We start from the raw sequence: 24,472 nt of genomic DNA, 5'->3' as shown, positions 1-24,472 counted from the left end.
CGTCGCGAAGACGCCCAGCGAGCTCGCCGAGGCGATCCGTGCGCCGGTCGCGTCCTCGACGACGACCTCGGGCTTCGTGGTGCGGCCCCGGCGGCGGCGCTCGCGGGGCTCGGTGGTGGTCGCGGTGCTCACTCGGTCACCGTCCCTTCCTCGGCGTGACGCACGATCTCGTCGGTCTCCTCCTGCTCGCAGCGTTCGATCTCCTCGCGCTGCTCGTCCCCCCGGTCGTGCTCGTCGCGCCCGGCCGGCAGGTCGCCGTCGAGCTCGTCGGCCTCCGCGCGGCGCTCGGCCTCGCGCTGGTAGGCCATGGCCAGGTCGCGGTAGCCGGCGTCGCGAGCGAGCAGCTCGTCGTGCGTCCCGACGTCGACGACCCGGCCCGACTCGACGTGGACCACCTGGTCCGCGAGCGCGACGCTCGACATGCGGTAGGCGACCATGACGACCGTGGGGTGCTCCGCCGTCGGGCCTTGCGCGGCCGCGCCCGTCGGGCCGTCGCCCCGCAGCCCGGCGAGGATCTGCTGCTCGACGCGCGGGTCGACGGCGGAGGTCGCGTCGTCGAGGACCAGCAGGCGCGGGGACCGCACCAGGGCGCGCGCGATCGCTAGCCGCTGGCGCTGCCCGCCCGACAGGTTCGAGCCCCGCTCGCCCAGCGGCGAGTCGAGGCCGCCGGGCAGGCGCGAGACGACGTCGTCGACCTTGGCCAGGCGCAGCGCGTCCCACACCTGCTCGTCGGTCGGGCCGACGCCCTCGTCCGCGAGCGTCACGTTGGAGCGGACCGTGTCCTCGAAGATGAACGTGGACTGCGCGACGAGAGCGACCTGACGCGTGAGGTCGGCCGCGAGCGCGTCGCGCACGTCGACACCGTCGATCAGGACCCGGCCACGCGTGGGGTCCGAGAGGCGGGCGAGCAGGGACACCAGCGTGGTCTTGCCAGCGCCCGTCGGCCCGACGACCGCGATCGTGCGCCCGGGTGCCAGGTCGAGCTCCACGCCGTCGAGCAGGGTCACGTCACGACCACCCGCGCGGACGTCGACGCCCACGTCCTCGAAGCGCACGTGCGCGCCCCGCGTCGCGGCAGGCAGGCGCTGCGCCCCCGCGACCGGGATGCCCGGGGCGTCGAGCACGCTCGCGATGCGCTCGTAGCCCACGAGCGCGCGCGGCAGCTCACCCAGGACCCACCCGAACGCACGGACCGGGACGGCCATGATCGTCAGCAGGTACGCCGCCGTCACGATCTCGCCCGTGTCGACCGCACCGGCCGACACGCGGGCGGCTCCGACCCCCAGGACCAGGAGCGTGCCCAGCGAGGGCAGGAGCTCGATGACCGGGTCGAAGAACGCGCGGACCACGCCCACGCGGACGTTGGCAGCGCGCAGCTCGTCGGTGCGCGCCGCGAAGCGCCGCTCCTCGCGCGCCTCGGTGCCCAGCGACTTGACGAGCAGCGCGGCCTCGAAGCTCTCGTGCGCGACGTCGGAGACCTCGGCACGCAGCTGTTGCGCGTGCGTGATCGCGGGCGACATGTACTTCTGGAAGACCACGTTGACCGCGACCGCGACCGGGATGACGATCAGCGCGGCGCACGCGAGCCACACGTCGATGCGGAACAGCATGACCGCGGACACGCCGATCATCACGACGACGCCCAGGGCGAAGGGCAACGGGTTGAACACACCCGTCGCGGCCTCGACGTCCGAGTTGGCGTTCGACAGGAGCTGCCCGGCCGGATGGCTCCGGTGCCACGACATGGGCAGGCGCAGGTACTGGTGCGTGACGGCCGTGCGGTGCCTCGCCTGGATGTTCGCGTAGCCGTAGCCCGCGAAGATGCGCCGCCCCGCGACCGTGAGCGCGAGCGTCACGGCGATGCCCACCAGCACGAGCCCCGCGAGCCACAGGTCGCCCCGGGCGTCGGTGTCCCCCGCGAGGGCCGGGACGACGACCTCGTCGGTGACCCGGCCGACCGCGAGGCTGATGCCCACGGTCGTCGCTCCGAACAGCGCGGAGGCCCCGATCGCGAGGATGTAGATGCGCCACTCGGACCGCATGCCGCGCCCCATGAGCTGGAGCGAGCGTCGCGTGCGCGACCCGGTCAGGGCGTGGCGGCGCGTGCTCGACGCCGACGACGGTGCGGGCGCAGGGGACGCTGCCTGCCCGGTTGACCCTGCGGGTGCGCCGGAGTGCGGGTGGGTGGGCTCCGACCGGCCGGGCGCAGCGTCGGTGCGCGCGTCCTGGGGCCGGGGCGTGGTGTTCGTGGGGGTGCTCCGTCGCGCGGACACGGACGATCCTCGTCTTTCGTGGGGGTTGGCACGATCTTCTCACACGGGACACGGCGTGCTCGTGCGAGCATGGCCGGATGCAGCCCACCGCCTGGCACGCCCACGAGCGAGCCGCTCTCGTCCACGCCCTCACCCAGGCAGGCCCCGACGCCCCGACCCTCTGCGAGGGATGGCGCACGCGCCACCTCGCGGCACACGTGATCCTGCGCGAGCACCAGCCCTGGACGCAGGCCGGTGCGAACGGCGGGCCGCTGCACGGCTGGTCCGATCGCCACCTCCAGGAGCTCGCCGCGACCGCGCTCGAGCCCGGCGGGTACGCAGCGCTCCTGGCCCGCGTCGAGCAGCCGCCCGCCGCCTGGAGCCCGTGGTCCTGGGCCGGGGACCTCGTCAACCTCGCCGAGTACTTCGTGCACACCGAGGACGCGCGACGCGGCACGTGGGACGCGGGGCCGGGTGACTCCGGGACGGACGGCGGCACCAGCGGCACGAACCCCTCGGACGGGCGCGCCCGCGACCTGCCGCCCGGCCTGCGGGACGCGCTCTGGGCCCAGCTCCGCCGCGCGGCGCCGCTGTTCTTCCGCCGGTCCCCCGTGGGGGTCGTGCTCGTCGTCCCCGGCGGGCAGCGCCTGGCGGTCAAGGCGCCCCCGTCGCGTCCGGCCGAGGACGGCCGCCTCCACGGCACCGTCGTCGTGACGGGCCAGGTGGGCGAGCTCGTGCTCCACGCGTTCGGCCGCGGGCGCCACGCCGGGGTCGCGTTCCAGGGCGACGCGACCGACGTCGAGGCGCTCGACACGGCGGTGCCCGGGCCGCGCTGAGGCGCGCGCCGCCGTCGGGCAACGCTCAGGACGTCACGGTCTCACCGGACCAGCAGGCCGGCCTCGCGCATGTGCGCCTTGACGTCACCGATCGTCAGGGTCCGGAAGTGGAACACGCTCGCGGCCAGGACGGCGTCCGCGCCGGCGTGCGCGGCCTGCGCGAAGTGCTCCGGGGTGCCCGCTCCACCGCTCGCGATGAGCGGGACCGTCACCTCGGAACGCACCGCACCGAACATCTCGAGGTCGAAGCCGCCGGTCGTGCCGTCGGCGTCCATCGAGTTCAGCAGGATCTCGCCCGCGCCCAGCTCCGCCGCGCGCACGGCCCACTCGACCGCGTCGATCCCGGTCCCCCGGCGCCCGCCGTGCGTCGTGACCTCGAAGCCCGACGGCGTCCGCACCTCGCCGGTGACGCGCCGCGCGTCGACCGAGAGCACCAGGACCTGGCTGCCGAACCGGTCGGCGATCTCCGCGACGAGCTCGGGGCGCGCGATCGCCGCGGTGTTGACCCCGACCTTGTCCGCCCCCGCACGCAGCAGCTTGTCGACGTCGTCTGTCGTGCGCACGCCCCCGCCGACCGTGAGCGGCACGAAGACCTGCTCCGCCGTGCGGCGCACCACGTCGTAGGTGGTCTCCCGGTTGCCCGACGAGGCCGAGACGTCGAGGAACGTGATCTCGTCCGCCCCCTCCGCGTCGTAGCGCGCCGCGAGCTCGACCGGGTCGCCCGCGTCGCGCAGGTTCTCGAAGTTGACGCCCTTCACGACGCGTCCTGCGTCGACGTCCAGGCAAGGGATGACACGGACCGTGACCGACATGAGCTACTGACCTTCCGTTTCTTGGCCCGGCGTCTCGTCGATGACCGGGAAGTGCGCGTCCAGGATGTCCACCACGTACACGAGCGTCTCGTCCGCGTAGGCCCGCCCCGTCCCCGCGTAGGCGAGCTCGGGCGGGACGACGAGCAGGACCTGGCTGCCGACGCTCTGCTCCAGGAGCCCGCGCTCCCACCCCTCGATGATCTGCCCGATGCCGATCATGGTCGACGCCGGCTTGGTGCCCTCGACCCAGTTCGAGTCGAAGACCTCGCCCGACGACCAGGCGACCCCCGTGAAGCGGACCGTGATCACCTGCCCGGCCTCGACCTGGACCCCGCCGCCCCGGACCAGCGGCTGGACGACCAGGTCCCCCGGAGGGGCGGTGTCCGCAGGGATCGTCACCGTCGGCGCGCCGTTCTCGTCGAGAGCCACCCCGGGCAGCCCCTCGACCGCGGGGATCTCCTCGCCAGAGGCACGGGTCGGGAGCACGTCGATGACGAGGACCAGGGGGACGTCGTTCGCCTCCTCGAGGTACATCACGCGCGCCCCGACGCGCTGCCCGACCAGGAGGTCGACGATCTCCGACCCGGCCTCCGCGTCCGTCAGGACCAGGGAGGTCGGGGCGTCGGTGTAGGTGTTCTGGAGCACGGTCGCGTCGCGCCCGTCGAGCGCGTACATGTTGAGGAGGACGTCCTGGCCCTCGACGAGCTCCGCGCCCGTCCCCGGGACGACGACCACGCCGCGCTCCTCGGGGACGCTCAGGGGCTGCTGGAACTCGACGACGGGCGGGTCCCCGATCATGCCCGAGACCGTGACCTCGGTGTTCGCGGACGACTCGCCGCGCTCCGGCAGCTCCGAGCAGGCCGTGGTGGTCAGTGCGAGCACCACGGCGACGACGACGGACGACCAGTGGTGCTGGCGGCGCACGGAACTCCTCAGGACGAACGGGGGCGGGGTGCCACCACCCTAACGGTGGCAGTACCCCGTCCCCGCTCGTGTCCGGTCCGCGAGCGGCACGCGCAGCCGGCCCGGGTCGGTGCGCCGCGGCGGGCTCGTCGCGGCGCGGCGGGCCGACGTCACATGGACTCGATGAGCCGCTCGACCCTCTCGTCGACGTTCTGGAACGGGTCCTTGCACAGCACGGTCCGCTGCGCCTGGTCGTTGAGCTTGAGGTGTACCCAGTCGACCGTGTAGTCACGCCTGGCCTCCTGGGCCTTGCGCACGAAGTCTCCGCGCAGCTTGGCCCGAGTGGTCTGCGGCGGGATCGCGGTCGACTCGAAGACCTCGAGGTCCGTCGTGATGCGCTCGACCATGCCGCGCGCCGCGAGCATGTTGTACAGCCCGTCGGTCCGCGAGATGTCGTGGTAGGCCAGGTCCAGGCGCGCGATGCGCGGGTCGTCGAGCTCGAGGCCGTGCTTCTCCTGGTAACGGCGCAGGATCTTGAGCTTGATGACCCAGTCCAGCTCACGGTCCACAAGCGACAGGTCGTCGGTCTCCAGGGCGCGCAGCCCGCGCTCCCACAGGTCCAGGACCTGCTTCACGACCGGCGTGGGGGTCCCGTTCGCGTCGACGAACTCCTTGACCCGCTGCAGGTACTCGCCCTGCAGGTCCACGGCCGTCACGGTGCGCCCGTTCGCCATCTGCACGGGGTGCTTGCCGGTCATGTCGTGGCTGATCTCGCGGATGGCACGGATCGGGTTCTCGAGGGCCATGTCCCGCATCGGGACCCCTGCCTCGATCATGCGCAGGATCAGGTCCGTCGCCCCGACCTTGAGCATCGTCGTGGTCTCCGCCATCGACGAGTCTCCGACGATGACGTGCAGGCGCCGGTAGGACTCGGCGTCGGCGTGCGGCTCGTCGCGCGTGTTGATGATGGGGCGCGAGCGCGTGGTGGCGCTCGAGACGGCCTCCCAGATGTGGTCCGCACGCTGCGACAGGGCGTAGATCGCGCCACGTGGTGTCGCGAGGATCTTCCCGGCCCCCGTGAGCACCTGACGCGTGATGAGGAACGGCACCAGCACGTCCGACAGGCGCGCGAAGTCGCCCTGGCGCCGCACGAGGTAGTTCTCGTGGCACCCGTAGGAGTTGCCCGCCGAGTCGGTGTTGTTCTTGAACAAGTGGATGCGTCCCGGCAGGCCCTCGTGCTCGAGCCGCTCCTGGGCGTCGGCCACGAGGCCCTCCAGGATGCGCTCGCCGCCACGGTCGTACGCCACGAGCTGGCGGACGTCGTCGCACTCGGCCGTCGCGTACTCGGGGTGGGAGCCGACGTCGAGGTAGAGGCGCGAGCCGTTGCGCAGGAAGACGTTCGACGACCGGCCCCACGCCACGACCTTGCGGAACAGGTAGCGCGCGACCTCGTCCGCGGACAGGCCGCGGCCGTCGTCCGAGGCGCAGGTCACGCCGTACTCGGTCTCGAGACCGAAGATCCTACGGTCCATCCGGAGCCTCCTCGGGCATCTCCTCGAGCAACCCGGCCAGCACCGCGCCGGTCAGGCGGCGGAACGCGCGGCGGGGGCGGGTGCGGTCGAGGACCGCGACCTCGAGCTGGCTGGGGGGGATCGCCTCCGCCCCTTCGAGCGCGTCGCGGGCGTCGTGGGCCCCCGCGCCGCCGAGCGTCGCGACCGCGAGGCGCAGCACCTCGGGGAGCGTCATGCCGGGGTGCCAGGCCTCGCCCAGGTCCCGGCCCAGCTGCTCGGCCTGACCGCCCATGACGACGAAGCCGGTCTCGTCCGCGACGGACCCGTCGTAGGACAGGCGGTAGATCTGGTCCTGGGACGGGCTCGGCCCGACCTCGGCCACGACCAGCTCGACCTCGAGCGGCTTGGACTCGGTCGTGAAGACCGTGCCGAGCGTCTGCGCGTACGCGTTCGCGAGTCCGCGCGCGTTCACGTCGGACCGGTCGTACGAGTAGCCGCGCAGGTCCGCGTACCGCACGCCCGCGACGCGCAGGTTCTCGAACTCGTTGTACTTGCCGACCGCCGCGAACGCGATGCGGTCGTAGATCTCCGAGATCTTGTGCAACGACCGGGACGGGTTGTGCGTCGCGAACGCGATGCCCTCGTCGTACGCGAGCACGACGACCGAACGACCCCGGCCGATGCCCTTGCGCGCGAAGTCTGCCCGGTCCTTCATGAGCTGCTCGGGCGAGACGTAGAACGGCATGCTCATCGTGCGTCACCTCCCTCGTGCGCCTGGTCGGTCGGGCCGGCGTGGTCGGTGGGGTCCGGCAGGTCGGGCGGGACCCCCGGCGGCTCCGGGGCGAGGCCGGCGGTGGGGCGTGCGATGCGCACGCGCGCCGCACGGTTTCCGTCGGCCGCCTCGGTGCGCTCCGCGACGATCCGCGCCGCGACCGCCGCGAGCTCGTCGTCCGGGACCCGGCGGTACCCCTCAGCGGTCACGGTGACCACGACGGGCCAGATCTGACGGACCGCGTCCGGTCCGCCCGTGGCCGAGTCGTCGTCGGCCGCGTCGTACAGGGCCTCGACGGCCACGTGGACCGCGTCGGCGGGGTCGAGCCCCGGGTGCCAGCGCTTCTTGAGCGACCCGCGCGCGAAGACCGAGCCCGACCCCACGCTGTGGTGGTCGCGCTCCTCGTACCGTCCGCCCGTGACGTCGTAGGAGAAGATGCGCCCCAACCCGCGGTCCAGGTCGTAGCCCGCGAACAGCGGGACGACGGCCAGGCCCTGCATGGCCAGGCCGAGGTTCGCCCGGATCATGGTCGAGAGCCGGTTCGCCTTGCCGTCGAGCGACAGCAGCGCGCCCTCGATCTTCTCGTAGTGCTCGAGCTCGAGCTGGAAGAGTCGCACGAGCTCGACCGCGATGCCCGCGGTCCCCGCGATGCCCACCGCGGAGAACTCGTCGGCCGGGAAGACCTTCTCGATCTCGCGGTTGGCGATCATCGACCCCATCGTGGCGCGGCGGTCCCCCGCCATGACGACCCCCGCCCCCAGCGACCCGGGGTTCCCGAAGGTCAGCGCGACGATCGTCGTGGCGTGCGGGGCGAGCTGCGCGCCGACAGCGCCGTGGCCGGCGGCGGCGGAGCCCGCGGCAGCGGCCCGCGCGGACGGCAGGAGGTCGGGGGCGTGGCTCGCGAGGAACTCCACGAAGGAGGACGAGCCCGGCGTGGTGAAGGCGTGCGGCAGACGCCCGGAGAAGTCCATGGTCATCAGCTCCTGGCCGGTCCGGCTACTCGCCGCCCTTCTGGACGAACCCTCGGACGAACGACTCGGCGTTGGACTCGAGCACCTCGTCGATCTCCTCCAGGAGCGAGTCGACCTCGGCGTCCCGGTTCTGGGCCTGCGGGGCGACGGGCGCGGGGGTGGCCGCGTCGTCGTCGGGACGTCGGTCCTCGTGCGATGCGCTGGTGCGTTCCTGGGCCATCTTCGCCTCCTGGGTGTGCGTGCTGTCCTGCTGATCCGTGGGCGGCCCTGCGCGAGGCCCGCGTCTTCTTGAAGCCTAGGCTCTTGCGTGCAGTTCGCGAGGTGCGACGAGCCGCGAGCGCACGGCGGGGTGCCTCATCGGCTGCCCGCGAGGCCCTCGAGGAGCGCGCCCGCGTCCGTGCTCGCGTCGAGCAGCGCGCCGATGTGCGCCCGTGTGCCGCGCAACGGGTCGAGCATGGGCACGCGCTGGAGCGACGGGGCGCCCACGACGTCGAAGATCACCGAGTCCCAGCTCGCGGCCGAGACCTGGTCGCCGAACCGGGCCATGACCTCGCCCCGGAAGTACGCGCGCGTGTCCTCGGGTGCGTGGTGCACGGCCTGGGAGACCGCGCGCTCGTCGACGACGCGCTCGGCCGCGCCGGCGGCGAGCAACCGGTGGTAGATGCTGCGCTCGGGGCGCACGTCCGACCACTGGAGGTCCATCGCGGCCAGGCGCGGGTGGTCCCAGTCGAGGTGGTCGCGCTGGCGCAGCCGGTCCAGCAGGCGCAGCTTCGCGACCCACTCGACCTCCTTGGCGCACGAGGAGGGGTCCGTCCCGAGGCGTTCGAGGACCGAGTCCCAGCGGTCCAGGACCGACCGGGTCTCGTCGTCGAGCGTGCCCAGGTGCTCGGCCGCGCGGCGTGCCACGTCGGCGTACGCGCGCTGGACGTCGAGGGCCGTGAGCCGGCGCCCGTCGGCGAGCAGGAGCGGCGCGGTCAGGTCGAGGTCGCGGCTGACCTTCTGGACGTCCGTCACCGGGTCGTGCAGGCGCAGGGCCGCGAGCTCGGCGCGCAGCGAGGCCCCGGACGCCCCCTCGACGGTCGCGAGCGCGTCGAGCTGCTCGATCACGAACAGGACGAGCGAGGTGGTGCCGAGCTTGAGGTAGGTCGCGACCTCGAACAGGTTCGCGTCCCCGATGATCAGGTGCAGGCGCCGCCAGCGCTGACGGTCGGCGTGCGGCTCGTCGCGCGTGTTGACGATGGGGCGGCGCAGCGTGGTCTCGAGGCCGACCTCGGCCTCCATGTAGTCCGCGCGCTGCGAGAGCTGGAAGCCCGGCTCCTGCCCCACGGCGCCGAGGCCCACGCGCCCCGAGCCCGTGAAGACCTGGCGCGTGACGAGGAACGGCGTGAGCAGCTCGACGATGGTCGAGAACGGTACCTCTCGGTCGACGAGGTAGTTCTCGTGCGTGCCGTACGAGGCGCCCTTGCCGTCGACGTTGTTCTTGTAGAGCACGACCTCCGAGCCCGGCACGGCGCTCAGCTCGCGCGAGGCAGCGAGCATGATGCGCTCGCCCGCGACGTCCCAGCACACCGCGTCGGCCGGGTTCGTGACCTCGGGCGACGAGTACTCCGGGTGCGCGTGGTCGACGTACAGCCGCGCACCGTTCGTCAGGATGACGTTCGCGGCGCTCGGGTCGTCGTACTCCTCGTGCGTAGGGCGCGCGACCTCCTGGAGGGAGGTCGCCACGCCGGGGCGCTGCGCCACGGGGCCCGACGGCGCAGGCCGGGTCGGGTCGTCCGTCAGCAGCGAGGGGTGGGCCGCGGCGCGCTGGAGGTGGAACCCCCGGGCGTCCTGCAACGGGTCCTCGTCGTCGTAGTCCCAGCGGGCCTTGCCGCGAGCGCCGTCGGCACGGGCCGCGAGCGCCCGGTAGGTCGTCACGACCTGGCTCGACATGAGCATCGGGTTCGCGAGCGGCCGCCCGGGCTGCAGCACGCCGTACTCGGTCTCGATCCCCATCACGCGTCGCACGGTCACGAGCACCACCCTATGCCGGGGCCGTGACGGCGGGGCGGGCTGTCCACGGAGAGGACCGTCACGACGCACCTGCCCGCCCCGTCCCCGACGCGAGCCGGGCCCGGCGGCGGGGTGCGCCGTCGGGCCCGGCCGTGCGGCGCGGCGCCGCGCGTGCCGCCCCAGGAGGCGACTACAGGTACTTACAGGTACTGCCCCGTGTTCGTCACGGTGTCGATGGTGCGCGCCGTGGCACCCGCCCCGTCGCCCTTCTTCTGGACGATCGTGCGGATGAAGACGATGCGCTCGCCCTTCTTGCCGGAGATCCGCGCCCAGTCGTCGGGGTTGGTCGTGTTCGGCAGGTCCTCGTTCTCCTTGAACTCGTCGACGCACGCCGCGAGCAGGTGCTCGACCCGGATGCCGCGCTGACCGGTCGCCAGGAGGTCCTTGATGGCGGACTTCTTGGCGCGGTCCACGACGTTCTGGATCATGGCGCCCGAGTTGAAGTCCTTGAAGAACAGGACCTCCTTGTCGCCGCTCGCGTACGTGACCTCGAGGAACTGGTTCTCGTCCTCCTCGGAGTACATGCGCTCGACGACGCTCGTGATCATCGCGTCGAGGGCCTCCTGCGGGCTCCCGCCGTGCTCGGCCAGGTCCTCCGCGTGGATCGGCAGGTCCGTGGTCAGGTACTTCGCGAAGATCTCCTTGGCCCCCTCGGCGTCGGGGCGCTCGATCTTGATCTTCACGTCGAGCCGCCCGGGGCGCAGGATCGCCGGGTCGATCATGTCCTCGCGGTTGGAGGCGCCGATGACGATGACGTTGTCGAGGCGCTCGACACCGTCGATCTCGCTCAGGAGCTGCGGGACGATCGTCGTCTCGACGTCGGACGACAGGCCCGTGCCGCGCGTGCGGAACAGCGACTCCATCTCGTCGAAGAACACCACGACCGGGGTGCCCTGCGAGGCCTTCTCCCGGGCGCGGGCGAAGATGAGCCGGATATGGCGCTCGGTCTCCCCCACGTACTTGTTGAGGAGCTCGGGCCCCTTGACGTTGAGGAAGTAGCTCTTGGCACCCTCGGGGTCCGAGACGACCGTCTCCCCCGCGAGCTCGCCCGCCGCGGCGCGCGCCTTGGCGACGGTGTGCGCGAGCGAGTTCGCGACGGCCTTGGCGATGAGCGTCTTGCCGCACCCGGGAGGCCCGTACAGCAGGACGCCCTTGGGCGGGCGCAGCCCGTGCTCGCGGAACAGGTCGGGGTGGCTGAACGGCAGCTCGACCGCGTCGCGGATCTGCTCGATCTGCGGCCCCAGGCCACCGATGTCGGAGTAGTCGATGTCGGGGACCTCTTCGAGGACGAGCTCCTCGACCTCGGACTTGGGCACGATCTCGAACACGAACCCGCTGCGCGTGTCGATCGTCAGGGAGTCCCCGACGCGCAGCGGCGAGTCGGCGAGCGAGCCCGCGAGCCGCACGACGCGCTCCTCGTCCGAGCGCCCCACGACGAGCGCCCGGTCGGAGCCCAGGAGCTCCTTGACCGTCACGAGCTCGCCGACCTGCTCGTACCCGCCAGCGGCCACGACCGTCATGGCCTCGTTGAGCTTGACCTCCTGGCCCGGCTGCAACCGCGACACGTCGAGGCTCGGGCTCGCCCCGACGTGCATCTTGCGGCCCGCCGCGGACACGTCCACGGTGCCGTCGGCGTGCGCACCGAGGAACAGCGCGTAGGTGCCCGGCGGCTTGGCGAGCTCGTCGATCTGCCGCTTGAGGTCGATGATCTGGTCCCGCGCGGCCCGCAGGGCCTCGGCGAGCCGCTCGTTCTTCGCGGACAGGATCGCCTGCTGGCGCTCCGCGTCACGGCTCGGGGTCGGTCCAGGTGTCAGTCCAGGTGTGTCGGTCATCCGGCTTCTCCCTCTCGCAGGCACCGTCAGGAGGTCGTGCGGTCGACCCCGTCACCGGCGCGTCACCGACCCCCGGCAACCCGGTGATCGAGGCACGACCTTACGCACAAGTCTCCCGCAGGCGCTCCAGGAACACCTGGGCTGAGACGGCCGTTCCTCAATCGTTGTCGACTGCGCCCGAATCGTCCCGGGTGTCCTCGACCGAGGACGCGGGGTCCGCCAGGGGCTCGTCGACGCCGTCCACGGTGTCGACCGGCTCGAGCGGCTGGCCCGTGCGCGGGTCCAGCTGAGGACCCTGGCCGACGTCGCGGCGCACGCGGCGCACGCGCTTGTCGGAGACCGACCGCTCGCCGAGGTCCTCGGGCGTCCACTCCTCGGCCACCGGGTAGGACCCCTTCGCGGGGCGACGCTTGCGCAGGGGCGCGACCGTGCCGTCCGCGAGGCGGCGCGCCGTGAGCAGGAAGCCCGTGTGCCCGACCATGCGGTGCTGCGGGCGCACCGCGAGCCCCTCGAGGTGCCAGCCGCGCACGAGCGACTCCCATGCCGAGGGCTCGGCGTACCGGCCGTCGGAGCGCAGGTCCTCGGCGAGGCGCGAGAGCTGGGTCGCGGTCGCGACGTAGCAGATGAGGACCCCGCCGGGGGCGAGCGCGTCGGCCACGGCGTCGAGGTTCTCCCACGGCGCGAGCATGTCGAGCACGACGCGGTCGATCGAGCCCTTCTCCGCGACCTGCGGCAGGACGTCGGACAGGTCGCCGACCGACAGCTCCCACGCGGGGTGCTCCCCGCCGAAGAACAGCTCGACGTTCCCGCGCGCGATCGCCGCGAAGTCCTCACGACGCTCGATCGAGTGGACCGTGCCCTGGTCGCCGACGGCGCGCAGCAGCGACATGGTCAGCGCACCCGAGCCCACGCCCGCCTCGACGACGCGCGCGCCGGGGTAGATGTCGGCCATCGCGACGATCTGGCCGGCGTCCTTGGGATAGACCACGGCCGCGCCGCGCGGCATCGAGAGCACGTAGTCGGCGAGCAGGGGGCGCAGCGCGAGGTACTCGATGCCCGCGGTGTTGCGCACGACCGACCCCTCGGGCAGCCCCACGAGGTCCTCGTGCGCGAGGTAGCCGCGGTGCGTGTGGAACGTGGCGCCCGTCGCGAGCGTGATGGTGTGCAGGCGGCCGCGCGGGTCGGTGAGCTGGACCTTGTCCCCCAGACGCAGCGGTCCGCGCCGCACGTCGGCGCCGGTCGGCGTGGGGGCCTGCGTGGCGGCGTCGTCGGCCGGGACGGGCAGGGCGGAGGCGTCGTGCGCGGGGTCGTGGGTCACGGGCGACCATCCTAGTCGGGCGCGGCGGCGTGGACCGCCCTCACTTCCGACGCGACCCGGTGACGGGTCAGCGCCCGCGGGTCCCCTTGAGCGCCGCGACGACGCGCGAGACGTCCAGGAGCCCGACGACGCGACCGCCGTCCGTCACGACGACCACCGGGGCGTCGCGCGTCACCGCGGCCACGGCGTCGAGCATGGCCTGGCCGCGCAGGTGCACGTCGACCCACGCGGTCGGAGGCAGCCCGACGGCGACCGCCCCGACCGGGGTCAGCGCCGCCTGTGCCGGGGGCACCGCGGCGACGGCCGCAGGGTCCGCGAAGGCCACGGGGTGACCGTCGGTCTCGACGAGCACGACGTGGCCCGCGCCGGCGCGCTGGGCCGACGCGACGGCGTCGGCCACCGTGCTGGTCACGGGCACCGCGACGGCCGGGTACGCGAGCGCCGCGACCGACAGGTCCGCGACCGCCGCGCGCGTGCGGCCGTTCTTGATCGCGGCCCCCGCCCCGGACCACAGGAACGCGCCGATCAGGGCGGCCCACGCGACCGTGAACAAGGACACCTGGTACCCGTTGAGCGGCGGCCACACCAGCGCCCACAGCACGACCCCGACGGCCACGACGCGCCCGACCCAGCCGGCGACGATCGTGCCCGTGGTCCGCGAGCCGGTCGCGGCCCAGACCGCGGACTCGAGGATCTGGCCGCCGTCGAGCGGCAGGCCGGGCAGGAGGTTGAAGATCCCCACGAACGCGTTCGAGAACGCCGCCGCGTACAGCAGCAGGGCGGGGATCGTCATGGTCGGCTGCACCTGGAAGACGAGCCAGCACACCGCTGCGAGGAGAAGGTTCGTGAGCGGGCCGACGACCGAGACGAGGATGCCGTCGAGCGGACGCCTCGACGCACCCGAGTACGCGGTGTGGCCGCCCCACAGCGTCACGGCGAGCTCCGTGACCTGGTGCCCACGGGCCTTGGCGACCACGGCGTGCGCGACCTCGTGCAGGAACACCGAGACGAACAGCAGCAGCACGAAGACGAACGAGACCAGGTAGACCTCGCTGCTGCCGAGGTGCGGCGCGAAGCTGCGCACCGTGGGGACGAACAGGAACGTCAGCACGGCCGCGGCCAGGAACCAGGACGGGGTCAGGATGACGGGGGCGCCCGACACCCGACCGATGGTCCAGCCCTTCGTGAGCTGCGGGTCTCGGGGGGCGCGACGTGCCGGTGCCGGGGTGGTCTCCACGTCGACACCCTATGTCGGGCACCTGGGCCGGACCTGGGCTGTGGAGCATGGCGAGCGTGTGGGCGTCGACACGTAGGCTCGACGCATGACGTCCCTCGCCCCCGACCTCACCGGCTCCGGCCCCACTCCTGGCGAGCCCGGCGGCCCCGTCGTGCCGGGTGGGCCTGCCGTGCCGGGTGGGCCTGCAGACGCCGCGGAGCCGCTCGAGTCCGTCGAGACCGCCGAGCTCCTGGGCCGTGCGCCCCGCGAGCGCCGTCGGCCCGCCCTGTCGCCGTCACGGGCGAACGACTTCATGCAGTGCCCGCTGCTCTTCCGCTTCCGCGTGGTCGACAAGCTGCCCGAGCCCCCCAGCTCGGCCGCCGCACGCGGCACCCTGGTGCACTCGGTGCTCGAGCGCCTGTACGACGCCCCGCTGGGCGAGCGCACCCTCGCGGCCGCGCAGGCCATGCTGCCCGGCGAGTGGGAGCGGCTGCAGCAGGCCGAGCCGCGGTACGCGGAGCTGTTCGCCGGAGGCGCTGCTGGGGTCGACGGCGGGGTGCAGGCCTGGCTCGACGGCGCGGGGAACCTCCTGGGGACCTACTTCACGCTCGAGGACCCCAACCGCCTCGAACCCGCCGAGCGTGAGATGTTCGTCGAGACCCAGCTCGAGGACGGCCCGCTGCTGCGCGGCATCGTCGACCGGCTCGACCTCGCCCCGAACGGCGCGATGCGGGTCGTCGACTACAAGACGGGCAAGTCGCCTCGCCCGCAGTACCAGGGCTCGGCCCTGTTCCAGATGCGCTTCTACGGCCTCGTCCTGTGGCGCGAGCGGGGCGAGATCCCCAAGATGCTCCAGCTCGTCTACCTGGGCGACGGCCAGGTGCTGCGCGCCGAGCCGCAGGAGGCGGACCTCCTCGCGGTCGAGGAGCAGGTGCGCACGCTCTGGTCGACCATCACGCAGGCCGCACGTACCGGGCAGTGGACCCCACGCAGGACCCCGCTGTGCGGGTGGTGCGCGTACCAGGCCGTCTGCCCGCAGTTCGGCGGGACGCCCCCGGAGATCCCCGAGGGTGCGGTCGAGCTCGCGCTCGGCATCGCGCCGGAGGCCGTGGCGTCGTAGGACGCGTCGAGCGGTCGGGCCGAACTGGCTCGGGCCGTGCACGAGGGGAGCACGGCGGGAGCACTGGCACCCCGGCCACGGCGCGGACGAAGCCCTGAGCGTCGGGACCCCAGGGTCTGTGTTCTGCGGAGCACCAACGATTGTTGGTGCTCCGCAGAACACGCATCCGGACCGGAGTGGCCCCCGTCGTACCGGTGCCACACGTCCGGACCGTGCGGTGTGCGCCCGGACCGACGCCGAGCGCGCCTCAGTCCTCGATGAGGTCGACCACGTCACCTGCGAGGATGCGCGCGAGCGTGTCGACGTCCACGAGGGCGAGCGACGGCGTCCGGCTCAGCCCGGGCAGGACCGGCACGGGGACGACGGCCTCGACGCCCAGCGTCGCGGCCCCTGCCGCGCGGGCGGACCCGATGCCCGTGGGCGAGTCCTCGATCGCGACGCAGCGCGTGACGTCGACGCCCAGGCGCTCGGCCGCCACGAGGTAGGGCTCGGGGTGGGGCTTGCCGTGCGTGACCTCGTCCCCGCACACGAGCGTCTCGAACGACCCGGGCGGGGTCATCCCGACGACGGGCTCGGCGAGCGAGCGGTACGACATCGTGACCAGCGCGCACGGCACCCCGCGCTCGCGCAGCTCGGCCAGCAGCTCGCGCGCGCCGGGCTGCCACGGGACCTCGACCTCGACCTGCGCGATCACGCGCGAGATGAGGAAGTCGATGATCTGCTCGGCCGGCAGGTCGACGCCCTCGGCCTGGAGGATCCTGGCCGACTCGATGAGCGGGTTGCCGACCATCTGCATCGCCTGCTCGTGCGACCAGGTCCCGCCGTGCGCCTCGACGAGCTCGTGCTCGGCGGCGATCCAGTAGGGCTCGGTGTCGACCAGGGTGCCGTCCATGTCCCACAGGACGGCCTGCGGCAGGACGAGCGCCTCACGGGAGGCGGCGTCGGGGCGTGCGAGATCGGGTGATTCCAGGGGGTTCAACGAGTACTCCATGCTTCGGGGAACGGTTCGTGGCCGTCCTGCCACCCTAGCTGGCGGTCCTGCCGCGGCCCACGCGCGCCTCCCTGCTGCGACGGGCGACGAGCGCACCGGGCCGCCGCGTCAGCCGCCGGACCTCCGGCGTCCTAGGCTGGGACGATGAACGAGACCAGGGAACCGCTCGACCCGGCCGACCTGCCCGAGCCGACACTCCCGGCCGAGCCGGCCGAGCACCGCCAGACGGTCATGCTCGCCGCATTCGAGGGGTGGAACGATGCCGGCAGCGCCGCGACTGCGGCGCTCCTGCACCTGCACGACCTCTGGGACGCCCAGGACCTCGCGGAGCTGGACCCCGAGGAGTACCACGACTTCCAGGTGATCCGGCCGGTCGTCACGACCGGGGAGGACGGCCGCCGCGAGATCAGCTGGCCCGCGACCAAGATCGTCGCGGCCACGGCCCCGGGCAGCGGGCGCCGCGTCCTGCTGGTCCACGGCATCGAGCCGTCGATGCGCTGGCGCCGGTACTGCCGCGAGCTGCTCGACCTCGCCGAGCGCGAGGGGGTCACGACGGTCGTGACGTTGGGGGCGCTGCTCGCCGACGTGCCCCACACCCGCCCCATCCCCATGACCGCGACGTCCGAGAGCGCAGGCCTGCGCGCGGTCCTCGACGTCGAGCCCAACTCGTACGAGGGGCCGACGGGGATCGTGGGCGTCCTCCAGCACGCCGCCGCGGAGCGAGGCATGCAGTCCGTGTCGTTGTGGGCCGCGGTGCCGCACTACGTCGCGAACCCGCCCTCACCCAAGGCGACCATCGCGATCCTGTCCCGGGTCGAGGAGCTGCTGTCCGACCCGATCCCGCTGGGCGACCTCCCGGAGGAGGCCGAGGCGTGGCAGCACGGCGTCGACGAGCTCGCCGCGGAGGACGAGGAGATCGCGGAGTACGTCCACCAGCTCGAGGAGGCCAAGGACACGGCCGAGCTGCCCGAGGCGAGCGGCGAGGCCATCGCGCGCGAGTTCGAGCGTTACCTCAAGCGCCGGGACGACGGCACGGGCGGCCCGCTCGCCTGAGCACGGCCCCGTCCGCCCGGCACGCACGCCCGGCACGACGAACGGCCCGTGGCTCCCCAGGGGGAGCCACGGGCCGTCGTCACGCACGGAGCGGTGACGCGCAGGGACTAGAGCCGCACGCCGAGCAGCGCGTTGACCGCGCGCGAGATCACGCCGGGCGCGCCCTCGGTGTCGGCCGAGGTGTCGCGCCCGTCGGCGAGCGAGACGTCGGCCCACGCGTCGACCGCGGCGAGCGCGGTGGGGGCGTCGAGGTCGTCCGCGAGCGCCGCCCGGACGGCCGCGAGCGTCGCGTCGGCGTCGGGGCCACCGTTGCCCGAGACCGCTGAGCGCCACCGCTCGAGGCGCTCGACGGCGGCGGGGAGGTCGGTGTCGGTCCACTCCCACTCGGAGCGGTAGTGGTGCGCGAGCAGGGCCAGGCGGATGGCCATGGGGTCGACGCCCGTGGCGCGCAGCCGCGAGACGAACACGAGGTTCCCGCGCGACTTGCTCATCTTCTCGCCCTGGTAGGCGACGAGACCAGCGTGGACGTGGTTGCGCGCACCGAACCCGTGGTCGAGCAGGCGGTCGTGCGAGGTCGACATCTCGTGGTGGGGGAAGAGCAGGTCCGCTCCCCCGCCCTGGATGTCGAAGGGCAGGCCCAGTCCGTCGCGCGCGATGACGGCGCACTCGATGTGCCAGCCGGGGCGCCCGGTGCCGAGGCTCGCGCCGTCCCAGGTGGGCTCGCCCGCACGCTCGCGTCGCCAGAGCAGCGGGTCGAGCGGGTCCTTCTTGCCGTCGCGCTCGGGGTCTCCGCCGCGCTCGCCGAACAGGCGCAGCATGTCCTCACGGCTGAACCGCGACACGGCACCGAAGCGCGCGTCGGCGCTGAGGTCGGCGTACACGTCGCCGAGCTCGGGGGTGTCGCCGCCTGCTCCGGGCTCGACGGGCACGCGGTACGCGAAGCCGTCCTCGATGAGGGCCTCGACGGCCTGCACGACGTCCGGGATGGCCTCGACCGCGCCCCGGTACACGTCGGGGGGCACGACGCCGAGCGCCGTCATGTCCTCGGCGAGCAGGGCGGTCTGCTCGACGGCGAGGTCCCACCAGTCGACGCCTTTCGCGGTCGCGCGTTCGAGCAGGGGGTCGTCGACGTCGGTCACGTTGGACGCGTAGGTGACCTCGTGCCCGGCGTCGCGCCAGGCGCGGTTCAGGAGGTCGAACGCGACGTAGGTCGCGGCGTGCCCGATGTGGGTCGCGTCGTACGGGGTGATCCCGCAGACGTACATGGTCGCGGTGTCCCCCTGCGCGGCGACGACGAGCTCCCCGGTGGTGCTGTCGTGCACCCGGATCGGGAGTCCTCGACCGGGCAGGGACGGGATCTGAGGCATGGGCCAGCTGTGCACGCGACAACCTTAGCCGCGAACGGCCCCGGGCTCCTCGACGGTCGTCGTGCGTGGGCGCCCCAGCCTGCCCGACGGCGCCGCGAGCCCGTCCTGGGTGGCGTGCCTGCGGCGTCGGGCAAGAATGCAGGGGTGACCGAACCCACACGCCCCGCCGACCCCCGACCCGCCGAGCCGGACGCCCACGAGAAGCCGCGTTCGGAGCCGACGCGCTACAAGGAGCTGTGGGTCGAGGGGGCCGACGGGCGCGTGCGGCCCGCCCAGGGGCGCACGGGACCGGGTGGTACCGCGGACGCACCCGAGCCGGGGGCGGCCGACCAGGTGGCCGGTGCGCGCTGGTACGAGGTACGCACGCTCGACGACTTCGTGGAGGCCGCAGAGGCCCTCGGCGTCGGCCTGAGCACGCAGTGGGGGCGCGGGCACCTGCCCGTGCACGTGCGGCACGTCAAGCACCCCCTGGCGCACGTCGAGCACATCGGCATGGACTGGCTGCTCGTCGTGACCCCGACCCTGGCCTTCTCGGAGGAGGACCGGCAGGTCAGCACGGGCAGCTTCTGCATCCTCGTGGGGCCGGACGTCGTGGTGACGGTCGAGAAGGGCTCCGGGGGCGTCCACGACCGGATGCGCGAGCACCTGACGGGCCCGGCGCACGGGCGCGGCAAGGGCGTCCAGCACCTCGCGGGCGAGGCCCTGTTCGCGCTCGTGGCGACCGCCTCCGACGTCGAGCTCGCCCTGGGCGACGCGGTCGCCGAGGTCGAGAAGATCGTGTTCGAGCCCCGGCGGCACGCCGACCCCGTCCTGCCCATCTACGACCTCAAGCGCGAGATCACCGAGGCCCGGCGGGCGCTGCTGCCCATCACGGCAGAGCTGCCCGAGCTCGTGTCGGGCAGCGCACGGTCGCGTGTCACGTTCGACAAGCGGCTCATGGACCGCCTGGTCTCGACGGTCGAGCGCATCGACCGCCACCTCGACGCGCACGACGACCTGCTGTCCGACATGCTCTCGGTGCACCTGTCGCAGGTCTCGGTGCGCCAGAACGAGGACATGCGCAAGATCAGCGCCTGGGCCGCGATCCTCGTGTTCCCGACGATCGTCGGTGGGATCTACGGCATGAACTTCGACCACATCCCCGAGCTGCACTGGTCGCTCGGCTACCCGATGGCGCTCGCGATCATGGTGGTCGGGTGCTGCGGGCTGTACGGGGCGTTCAAGAAGGTCGGCTGGATGTAGCGGGCACGACCCACCGGGTCGGGCGGGCGCGGGTCAGGCGAGCGGCTGCAGGACACCGAACGTGAGCAGCAGGACCACGACTCCCGCGAGCACGAGCCGGTAGATCACGAACGGCGTGTAGCTGAAGGTCGAGACGATCTTCAGGAACGCGATGATCACGAGGTAGCCGACGACGAACGCCACGAGCGTCGCGATCAGGGTCGCCCCGAAGCCCGGCGAGCCGGGCACGGGGTCCGCCGCGACCGACTTCGCGAGCTGGTAGAACCCCGAGCCGAGGACCGCGGGGATCGCGAGCAGGAACGAGTAGCGTGCGGCTGCCTCCCGTGTGAAGCCCATGAGCAGGCCCGCGGTGATGGTGCCGCCGGACCGGGAGACGCCGGGGACCAGGGCGAGCGCCTGCGCCAGCCCGAACCCGACGGCCTGGCGCGGGGTCAGCTCGTCGAGCGTCCTCCGCTTGGCCCCGACCCGGTCCGCGAGCCCGAGCAGCAGCGCGAACGCGGCGAGCATGAACGCCGTGATGTACAGGTTGCGCAGCGAGGCCTCGATCGCGTCCTGGAACAGCAGGCCGAGGACCACGATCGGGACCGAGCCCAGTGCGATGAACCACGCCATGGCGGCGTGGTGGTCGCCCTTGCCCATCCGGGCACGCCAGTCGGTGCCGTTCTCGCCCCGCACCGCACGCCACCAGGCTCGGCAGATCGTCGCGATGTCCCGCCGGAAGTACAGCAGGACCGCGGTCTCGGTACCGATCTGCGTGATCGCCGTGAACGCCGCCCCCGGGTCCGACGAGCCGATCAGCTCACCCACGATGCGCAGGTGCGCGCTCGAGGAGACGGGCAAGAACTCGGTCAGGCCCTGGACGAGGCCGAGAAGGACGGCATCCCACGCATTCACGAGGGGCACGATACCGGCGCCACGAGCCCCCGCCCGGCCGGACAGGCCGGATCGGGGAAAGCGTCGTCGGAGCGTCGTCCGGTGGACACCCCACGGCCCCGCGCAAGACACCGGCCGGTCACCTGGGGACCCGCGCGCGAGACAGAGCGACGGACCTCACCCTCCCGGCAGCGCCCTGTCTCCGGGCATCGCGACCTCTTCGCCGGTAACCTGCCGCGCATGGAACTTCGTCAGCTCGGCCGCACCGGCCTTCGCGTCTCGCCGCTGGGTCTCGGGACCATGGCGTGGGGTCGGGACACCGACGAGATCGACGCGGCCGAGCAGCTCCGGGACTTCGTCGACGCAGGCGGCAACCTGGTGGACACCGCGGCCTCGTACGGCGGGGGCGCGAGCGAGTCGATGATCGGCTCGCTGCTCGCGGCGGGCAAGGTCGACCGGGGCGACGTGCTGCTGTGCACCAAGGCCGGGATCCGCACGACCGCGGACGGCAACACCGTCGACGCGTCCCGGGGCGCGCTCCTCGACTCGCTCGACGCCTCGCTCGCGCGCCTCGGGACGGATCACGTGGACCTGTTCCTGGTGCACACCCCGGACCCCCGGACGCCTTTCGACGAGACGCTCTCGGCCCTGCGCCTGGCCGTGACGACCGGGCGAGCCCGCTACGTGGGTCTGTCCAACCACCCCGGGTGGGCCGCCGCGCGGGCCGCCGCGACGCTCGACGCGCGCGGCGACGTCGGGCTCAGTGCCGTGGAGCTCGAGTACTCGCTGCTGCAGCGCGGGATCGAGCGCGACGTCGTGCCCGCCGCGACCGAGATGGGCTTCGGGGTCCTCGCGTGGTCCCCCCTGGGTCGCGGCGTGCTCACGGGCAAGTACCGCACCTCGTTGCCCGCGGACTCACGCGGGGCGTCCTCGCACCTGGCCGGGTTCGTCCAGCCCTACCTGGACGGCCCGTCGTCGGGCATCGTCGAGGCCGTCGTGACGGCCGCGAACGGACTGGGGCGCGCACCGCTCGACGTCGCCCTGGCCTGGCTCCTGGAGCGCCCCGGCGTATCGAGCGCGATCATCGGGGCGCGGACCCCGTCGCAGCTCCGCGCCTCGCTCGCGGCGAGCGACCTCGAGCTGCCCGACGCCGTCCACCACGCGCTCGACGACGTCAGTGCGCTCTCGTTCGGCTACCCCGAGCGCTGGTAGCCCCTCCCGTCGGGGCCGGTCAGCGGCTGGCGCCGTCGTGGAGGTCGACCTCGTCGAACTCCTCGTCGAGCCGGTCGTCGTCCGGGTCCCCGTCCCTCTCGTCGTCCGAGTCCTCGTCGTCCTCGTCGTCCTCGTCGTCGTTCGAGTCGTCGTCGTCCTCGTCGTCGTCCTCCGCGAGGTAGAACGGCGTGGCCTCGCCGTGGACCTGCGCGAGCGACTCGTCGTACACCTCGTACGCGTCCGCGAGCACGTAGTAGGCGTCGTCGACCGCGGGATCGTCCTCGCCTCGGCGCGCGGCGACAGCGTTGTAGTGGGCCTCGAGGGCCGCGATGAATCGGTCGAGCGCGGCGCGCGGGTCAGCGGTCATACCCTGACGGTAGCCCTGCCCGAGGCACAATGGCACTCGGAATCCCGGCGCGGGAGAGTGAGGTACGGCTCACGGCTCCCCCGCTCACGACCGACCCGAGGACGGTGGAACATGGCGAGCACTCCTCCCCCGCAGCGCGTGGCCCGCGCCGAGCCCAGCAGCCAGTACGAGTACCGGGTGCTCACGATCGACAGGTCCGTGAGCCGCCACGACGCCGTCCGCCTCCTGACGGAGGAGGCCGAGTACGGACGATGGGAGCTCGACCGCACCCGGCTCTACGTGGGCGGCGAGCGCCGCGTGTGGCTGCGCCGCAAGATCATCCGGGTGCGCTCGACGCTCTGACGCGTCGAGCGCCAGGTCAGCAGGTCCGCAGGAGCCGGTCCAGGACGCGCACGCCGAACTTCAGGGACTCGACGGGGACACGCTCGTCGACGCCGTGGAACATCCCGGAGAAGTCCAGGTCCGCGGGGAGCTGGAGCGGGGCGAAGCCGTAGCCCGTGATGCCCAGGCGCGCGAGCGACTTGTTGTCGGTGCCACCGGAGAGCGTGTACGGCAGGACCGTCGCGCCGGGGTCCTCGGCGTGCAGGGACGCGATCATGGCGTCCACCAGGTCGCCCTCGAAGGGCACCTCGAGCGAGATATCGCGGTGGATGGGCTCGATGCGCACGTGCTCGCCCACGAGGCCCTCGATGACCGCGAAGCCCTCGTCCTCGTGGCCCGGCAGCAGGCGCGCGTCGATCGCGGCCTCGGCCCGGCCGGGGATCACGTTGGCCTTGTAGCCCGCGTCGAGCTGGGTCGGGTTGGACGTGTGGCGCACGGTCGCGCCGACGAACCGCGAGGCGGGACCGAGGGCCGCGACGAGCGCGTCGATGCTCGCCTCGTCGCGGGGGTCGTACGGCAGGTCCGTGAGCTCGGCGACGCCGCGCAGCAGCGCGTCGACGGTCGGGGTGATCGTGTAGGGCCACTGGTAGGCGCCGATGCGCGCGACCGCGGCCGCGAGGTGCGTCACGGCGTTGTCGGTGTTGACCTGCGAGCCGTGCCCGGCACGACCGTCGGCGACGAGCTTCAGCCAGGCGATGCCCTTCTCCGCGGTCTGGAGCAGGTAGGCACGCTTGCCGTCGATGTCGACCGAGAAGCCGCCGACCTCGCTGATGGCCTCGGTCGCACCCTCGAAGATCTCGGGGCGGTGGTCGACGGCCCAGCTCGCGCCGTACGTGCCGCCGGCCTCCTCGTCGGCGAAGAACGCGACGACGACGTCACGGGCGGGCTGGCGTCCCTCACGGACCATCTGGCGCACGACCGCGAGGATCATCGCGTCCATGTCCTTCATGTCGACCGCGCCGCGCCCCCACAGGAGCCCGTCCTTCTCCTCGCCCGCGAACGGGTCGACCGACCAGTCGGAGGCCTGGGCGGGCACGACGTCGAGGTGCCCGTGCAGGACGAGCGCGGGCCGTGTGGGGTCCTGCCCCGGCAGGCGCACGACGACGCTCGCGCGCCCCGGCGCGGACTCGAACAGCTCGGGGCTCAGCCCGACCTCGTGGAGCGAGGCCATGACGTACTCCGCGGCGGCGCGCTCACCGGGCCCCGACCCGTCCCCGAAGTTGGAGGTGTCGATGCGCAGCAGCTCCTGGCAGATGCGGGCGACCTCCTGCTCGGCGGTCGGGTGGGTCTGCGGCGGGTTCGCGGGGTGGGCGTGGCTCGTCATGGCCACACGGTACCCGCTGTCGCGGCACGCTCCGGGGCATTCCCGGGGTGTCTCGCCCCGTGGGCAC

22 protein-coding genes are annotated in these 24,472 nt (G+C 73.0%); 6 read left to right on the top strand and 16 right to left on the bottom strand.

Translation table 11 applies throughout. The features are described from left to right. Nucleotides 1–128: 128 nt before the first annotated feature. Nucleotides 129–2,054, bottom strand: coding sequence for an ABC transporter ATP-binding protein (locus JOD48_RS09730; protein ID WP_204810515.1), 1,926 nt, complete (start codon nucleotides 2,052–2,054; stop codon nucleotides 129–131). 296 nt (nucleotides 2,055–2,350) lie between these two features. Between JOD48_RS09730 and JOD48_RS09725 the strand changes: the two genes are divergently transcribed. After that, nucleotides 2,351–3,088: a TIGR03085 family metal-binding protein gene (locus tag JOD48_RS09725; protein WP_191791290.1), complete on the top strand. Its 738-nt coding sequence runs from the start codon at nucleotides 2,351–2,353 to the stop codon at nucleotides 3,086–3,088. A gap of 41 nt (nucleotides 3,089–3,129) precedes the next feature. Here JOD48_RS09725 and hisF read toward each other — a convergent pair whose 3' ends face one another. From hisF to JOD48_RS09675, 10 genes are all read right to left on the bottom strand, one after another. Next, a complete protein-coding gene (gene hisF / locus JOD48_RS09720; RefSeq protein WP_204808784.1) occupies nucleotides 3,130–3,900 on the bottom strand; it encodes an imidazole glycerol phosphate synthase subunit HisF in 771 nt (256 codons plus the stop codon). A 3-nt stretch (nucleotides 3,901–3,903) separates the two neighbouring features. After that, complete coding sequence (locus JOD48_RS20145) at nucleotides 3,904–4,824, bottom strand: FKBP-type peptidyl-prolyl cis-trans isomerase (RefSeq protein WP_204808782.1); 921 nt, start codon at nucleotides 4,822–4,824, stop codon at nucleotides 3,904–3,906. Nucleotides 4,825–4,973: 149 nt separating this feature from the next. Next, the gene (gene pafA, locus JOD48_RS09710) at nucleotides 4,974–6,335 is read right to left on the bottom strand and encodes a Pup--protein ligase (protein ID WP_204808780.1); all 1,362 of its coding nucleotides are present in this window, start codon (nucleotides 6,333–6,335) and stop codon (nucleotides 4,974–4,976) included. Further along, the gene (prcA, locus tag JOD48_RS09705) at nucleotides 6,325–7,065 is read right to left on the bottom strand and encodes a proteasome subunit alpha (protein ID WP_191791294.1); all 741 of its coding nucleotides are present in this window, start codon (nucleotides 7,063–7,065) and stop codon (nucleotides 6,325–6,327) included. Before prcA ends, pafA begins: the two co-directional genes overlap by 11 nt. Further along, nucleotides 7,062–8,063 carry a proteasome subunit beta gene (gene prcB, locus JOD48_RS09700; RefSeq protein ID WP_204808777.1) on the bottom strand — a complete coding sequence of 334 codons (1,002 nt, stop codon included), beginning with the start codon at nucleotides 8,061–8,063 and terminating at the stop codon, nucleotides 7,062–7,064. Before prcB ends, prcA begins: the two co-directional genes overlap by 4 nt. 19 nt (nucleotides 8,064–8,082) lie before the next feature. Further along, the gene (locus tag JOD48_RS09695) at nucleotides 8,083–8,277 is read right to left on the bottom strand and encodes a ubiquitin-like protein Pup (RefSeq protein ID WP_030152318.1); all 195 of its coding nucleotides are present in this window, start codon (nucleotides 8,275–8,277) and stop codon (nucleotides 8,083–8,085) included. A 134-nt stretch (nucleotides 8,278–8,411) separates the two neighbouring features. Continuing rightward, nucleotides 8,412–10,052, bottom strand: coding sequence for a depupylase/deamidase Dop (gene dop / locus JOD48_RS09690; protein ID WP_225227240.1), 1,641 nt, complete (start codon nucleotides 10,050–10,052; stop codon nucleotides 8,412–8,414). A 197-nt stretch (nucleotides 10,053–10,249) separates the two neighbouring features. Beyond that, nucleotides 10,250–11,941, bottom strand: a complete 1,692-nt coding sequence (gene arc / locus JOD48_RS09685; protein ID WP_204808775.1) for a proteasome ATPase — start codon at nucleotides 11,939–11,941, stop codon at nucleotides 10,250–10,252. A 157-nt stretch (nucleotides 11,942–12,098) separates the two neighbouring features. Next, complete coding sequence (locus JOD48_RS09680) at nucleotides 12,099–13,259, bottom strand: tRNA (adenine-N1)-methyltransferase (protein WP_372440718.1); 1,161 nt, start codon at nucleotides 13,257–13,259, stop codon at nucleotides 12,099–12,101. Between the two features lie 67 nt (nucleotides 13,260–13,326). Then, complete coding sequence (locus JOD48_RS09675) at nucleotides 13,327–14,496, bottom strand: site-2 protease family protein (RefSeq protein ID WP_204808773.1); 1,170 nt, start codon at nucleotides 14,494–14,496, stop codon at nucleotides 13,327–13,329. A gap of 85 nt (nucleotides 14,497–14,581) precedes the next feature. On the opposite strand from JOD48_RS09675, the gene JOD48_RS09670 reads away from it, so the two are divergent. Next, nucleotides 14,582–15,595 carry a RecB family exonuclease gene (locus JOD48_RS09670; RefSeq protein ID WP_204808771.1) on the top strand — a complete coding sequence of 338 codons (1,014 nt, stop codon included), beginning with the start codon at nucleotides 14,582–14,584 and terminating at the stop codon, nucleotides 15,593–15,595. Nucleotides 15,596–15,842: 247 nt separating this feature from the next. Here the strand turns inward: JOD48_RS09670 and JOD48_RS09665 are convergent, their stop codons facing one another. Further along, nucleotides 15,843–16,586, bottom strand: a complete 744-nt coding sequence (locus JOD48_RS09665) for an HAD family hydrolase (RefSeq protein WP_204808769.1) — start codon at nucleotides 16,584–16,586, stop codon at nucleotides 15,843–15,845. Nucleotides 16,587–16,730: 144 nt separating this feature from the next. On the opposite strand from JOD48_RS09665, the gene JOD48_RS09660 reads away from it, so the two are divergent. Continuing rightward, nucleotides 16,731–17,639: a PAC2 family protein gene (locus JOD48_RS09660; RefSeq protein WP_191791300.1), complete on the top strand. Its 909-nt coding sequence runs from the start codon at nucleotides 16,731–16,733 to the stop codon at nucleotides 17,637–17,639. 107 nt (nucleotides 17,640–17,746) lie between these two features. Here JOD48_RS09660 and mshC read toward each other — a convergent pair whose 3' ends face one another. Further along, nucleotides 17,747–19,021 (bottom strand): cysteine--1-D-myo-inosityl 2-amino-2-deoxy-alpha-D-glucopyranoside ligase, encoded by a 1,275-nt coding sequence (gene mshC, locus JOD48_RS09655; protein WP_204808767.1) that lies wholly within the window; start codon nucleotides 19,019–19,021, stop codon nucleotides 17,747–17,749. A 129-nt stretch (nucleotides 19,022–19,150) separates the two neighbouring features. Between mshC and JOD48_RS09650 the strand changes: the two genes are divergently transcribed. After that, nucleotides 19,151–20,248, top strand: coding sequence for a CorA family divalent cation transporter (locus JOD48_RS09650; protein ID WP_204808765.1), 1,098 nt, complete (start codon nucleotides 19,151–19,153; stop codon nucleotides 20,246–20,248). Between the two features lie 33 nt (nucleotides 20,249–20,281). Here the strand turns inward: JOD48_RS09650 and JOD48_RS09645 are convergent, their stop codons facing one another. After that, complete coding sequence (locus JOD48_RS09645; RefSeq protein ID WP_191791303.1) at nucleotides 20,282–21,142, bottom strand: undecaprenyl-diphosphate phosphatase; 861 nt, start codon at nucleotides 21,140–21,142, stop codon at nucleotides 20,282–20,284. A gap of 219 nt (nucleotides 21,143–21,361) precedes the next feature. On the opposite strand from JOD48_RS09645, the gene JOD48_RS09640 reads away from it, so the two are divergent. Beyond that, complete coding sequence (locus JOD48_RS09640; protein ID WP_204808762.1) at nucleotides 21,362–22,333, top strand: aldo/keto reductase; 972 nt, start codon at nucleotides 21,362–21,364, stop codon at nucleotides 22,331–22,333. Nucleotides 22,334–22,352: 19 nt separating this feature from the next. On the opposite strand, the gene JOD48_RS09635 is transcribed toward JOD48_RS09640, so the two are convergent. Beyond that, on the bottom strand, nucleotides 22,353–22,700 hold the full coding sequence (locus tag JOD48_RS09635; RefSeq protein WP_191791305.1) for a primosomal protein: 348 nt from the start codon (nucleotides 22,698–22,700) through the stop codon (nucleotides 22,353–22,355). 111 nt (nucleotides 22,701–22,811) lie between these two features. Here JOD48_RS09635 and JOD48_RS09630 point away from each other — a divergent pair, with 111 nt between their 5' ends. Continuing rightward, nucleotides 22,812–23,042, top strand: coding sequence for a DUF5703 family protein (locus JOD48_RS09630; RefSeq protein ID WP_191791306.1), 231 nt, complete (start codon nucleotides 22,812–22,814; stop codon nucleotides 23,040–23,042). Nucleotides 23,043–23,058: 16 nt separating this feature from the next. On the opposite strand, the gene JOD48_RS09625 is transcribed toward JOD48_RS09630, so the two are convergent. Then, nucleotides 23,059–24,405, bottom strand: a complete 1,347-nt coding sequence (locus tag JOD48_RS09625; protein ID WP_204808760.1) for a M20/M25/M40 family metallo-hydrolase — start codon at nucleotides 24,403–24,405, stop codon at nucleotides 23,059–23,061. Nucleotides 24,406–24,472: the final 67 nt, after the last annotated feature.

The sequence above is a fragment of the Oerskovia paurometabola genome (assembly GCF_016907365.1).
GTDB lineage: Bacteria > Actinomycetota > Actinomycetes > Actinomycetales > Cellulomonadaceae > Oerskovia > Oerskovia paurometabola.
This window is presented reverse-complemented; position numbering and strand designations above follow the sequence as displayed.

What these genes read in the sequence shown, in the direction of transcription:
- JOD48_RS09730 (WP_204810515.1), bottom strand. Translation starts at nt 2,054, where the DNA reads ATGGGGCGCGGCATGCGGTCCGAGTGGCGCATCTACATCCTCGCGATC.
- JOD48_RS09725 (WP_191791290.1), top strand. Translation starts at nt 2,351, where the DNA reads ATGCAGCCCACCGCCTGGCACGCCCACGAGCGAGCCGCTCTCGTCCAC.
- hisF (WP_204808784.1), bottom strand. Translation starts at nt 3,900, where the DNA reads ATGTCGGTCACGGTCCGTGTCATCCCTTGCCTGGACGTCGACGCAGGA.
- pafA (WP_204808780.1), bottom strand. Translation starts at nt 6,335, where the DNA reads ATGGACCGTAGGATCTTCGGTCTCGAGACCGAGTACGGCGTGACCTGC.
- prcA (WP_191791294.1), bottom strand. Translation starts at nt 7,065, where the DNA reads ATGAGCATGCCGTTCTACGTCTCGCCCGAGCAGCTCATGAAGGACCGG.
- prcB (WP_204808777.1), bottom strand. Translation starts at nt 8,063, where the DNA reads ATGACCATGGACTTCTCCGGGCGTCTGCCGCACGCCTTCACCACGCCG.
- JOD48_RS09695 (WP_030152318.1), bottom strand. Translation starts at nt 8,277, where the DNA reads ATGGCCCAGGAACGCACCAGCGCATCGCACGAGGACCGACGTCCCGAC.
- dop (WP_225227240.1), bottom strand. Translation starts at nt 10,052, where the DNA reads ATGGGGATCGAGACCGAGTACGGCGTGCTGCAGCCCGGGCGGCCGCTC.
- arc (WP_204808775.1), bottom strand. Translation starts at nt 11,941, where the DNA reads ATGACCGACACACCTGGACTGACACCTGGACCGACCCCGAGCCGTGAC.
- JOD48_RS09670 (WP_204808771.1), top strand. Translation starts at nt 14,582, where the DNA reads ATGACGTCCCTCGCCCCCGACCTCACCGGCTCCGGCCCCACTCCTGGC.
- JOD48_RS09665 (WP_204808769.1), bottom strand. Translation starts at nt 16,586, where the DNA reads ATGGAGTACTCGTTGAACCCCCTGGAATCACCCGATCTCGCACGCCCC.
- JOD48_RS09660 (WP_191791300.1), top strand. Translation starts at nt 16,731, where the DNA reads ATGAACGAGACCAGGGAACCGCTCGACCCGGCCGACCTGCCCGAGCCG.
- JOD48_RS09640 (WP_204808762.1), top strand. Translation starts at nt 21,362, where the DNA reads ATGGAACTTCGTCAGCTCGGCCGCACCGGCCTTCGCGTCTCGCCGCTG.
- JOD48_RS09635 (WP_191791305.1), bottom strand. Translation starts at nt 22,700, where the DNA reads ATGACCGCTGACCCGCGCGCCGCGCTCGACCGATTCATCGCGGCCCTC.
- JOD48_RS09630 (WP_191791306.1), top strand. Translation starts at nt 22,812, where the DNA reads ATGGCGAGCACTCCTCCCCCGCAGCGCGTGGCCCGCGCCGAGCCCAGC.
- JOD48_RS09625 (WP_204808760.1), bottom strand. Translation starts at nt 24,405, where the DNA reads ATGACGAGCCACGCCCACCCCGCGAACCCGCCGCAGACCCACCCGACC.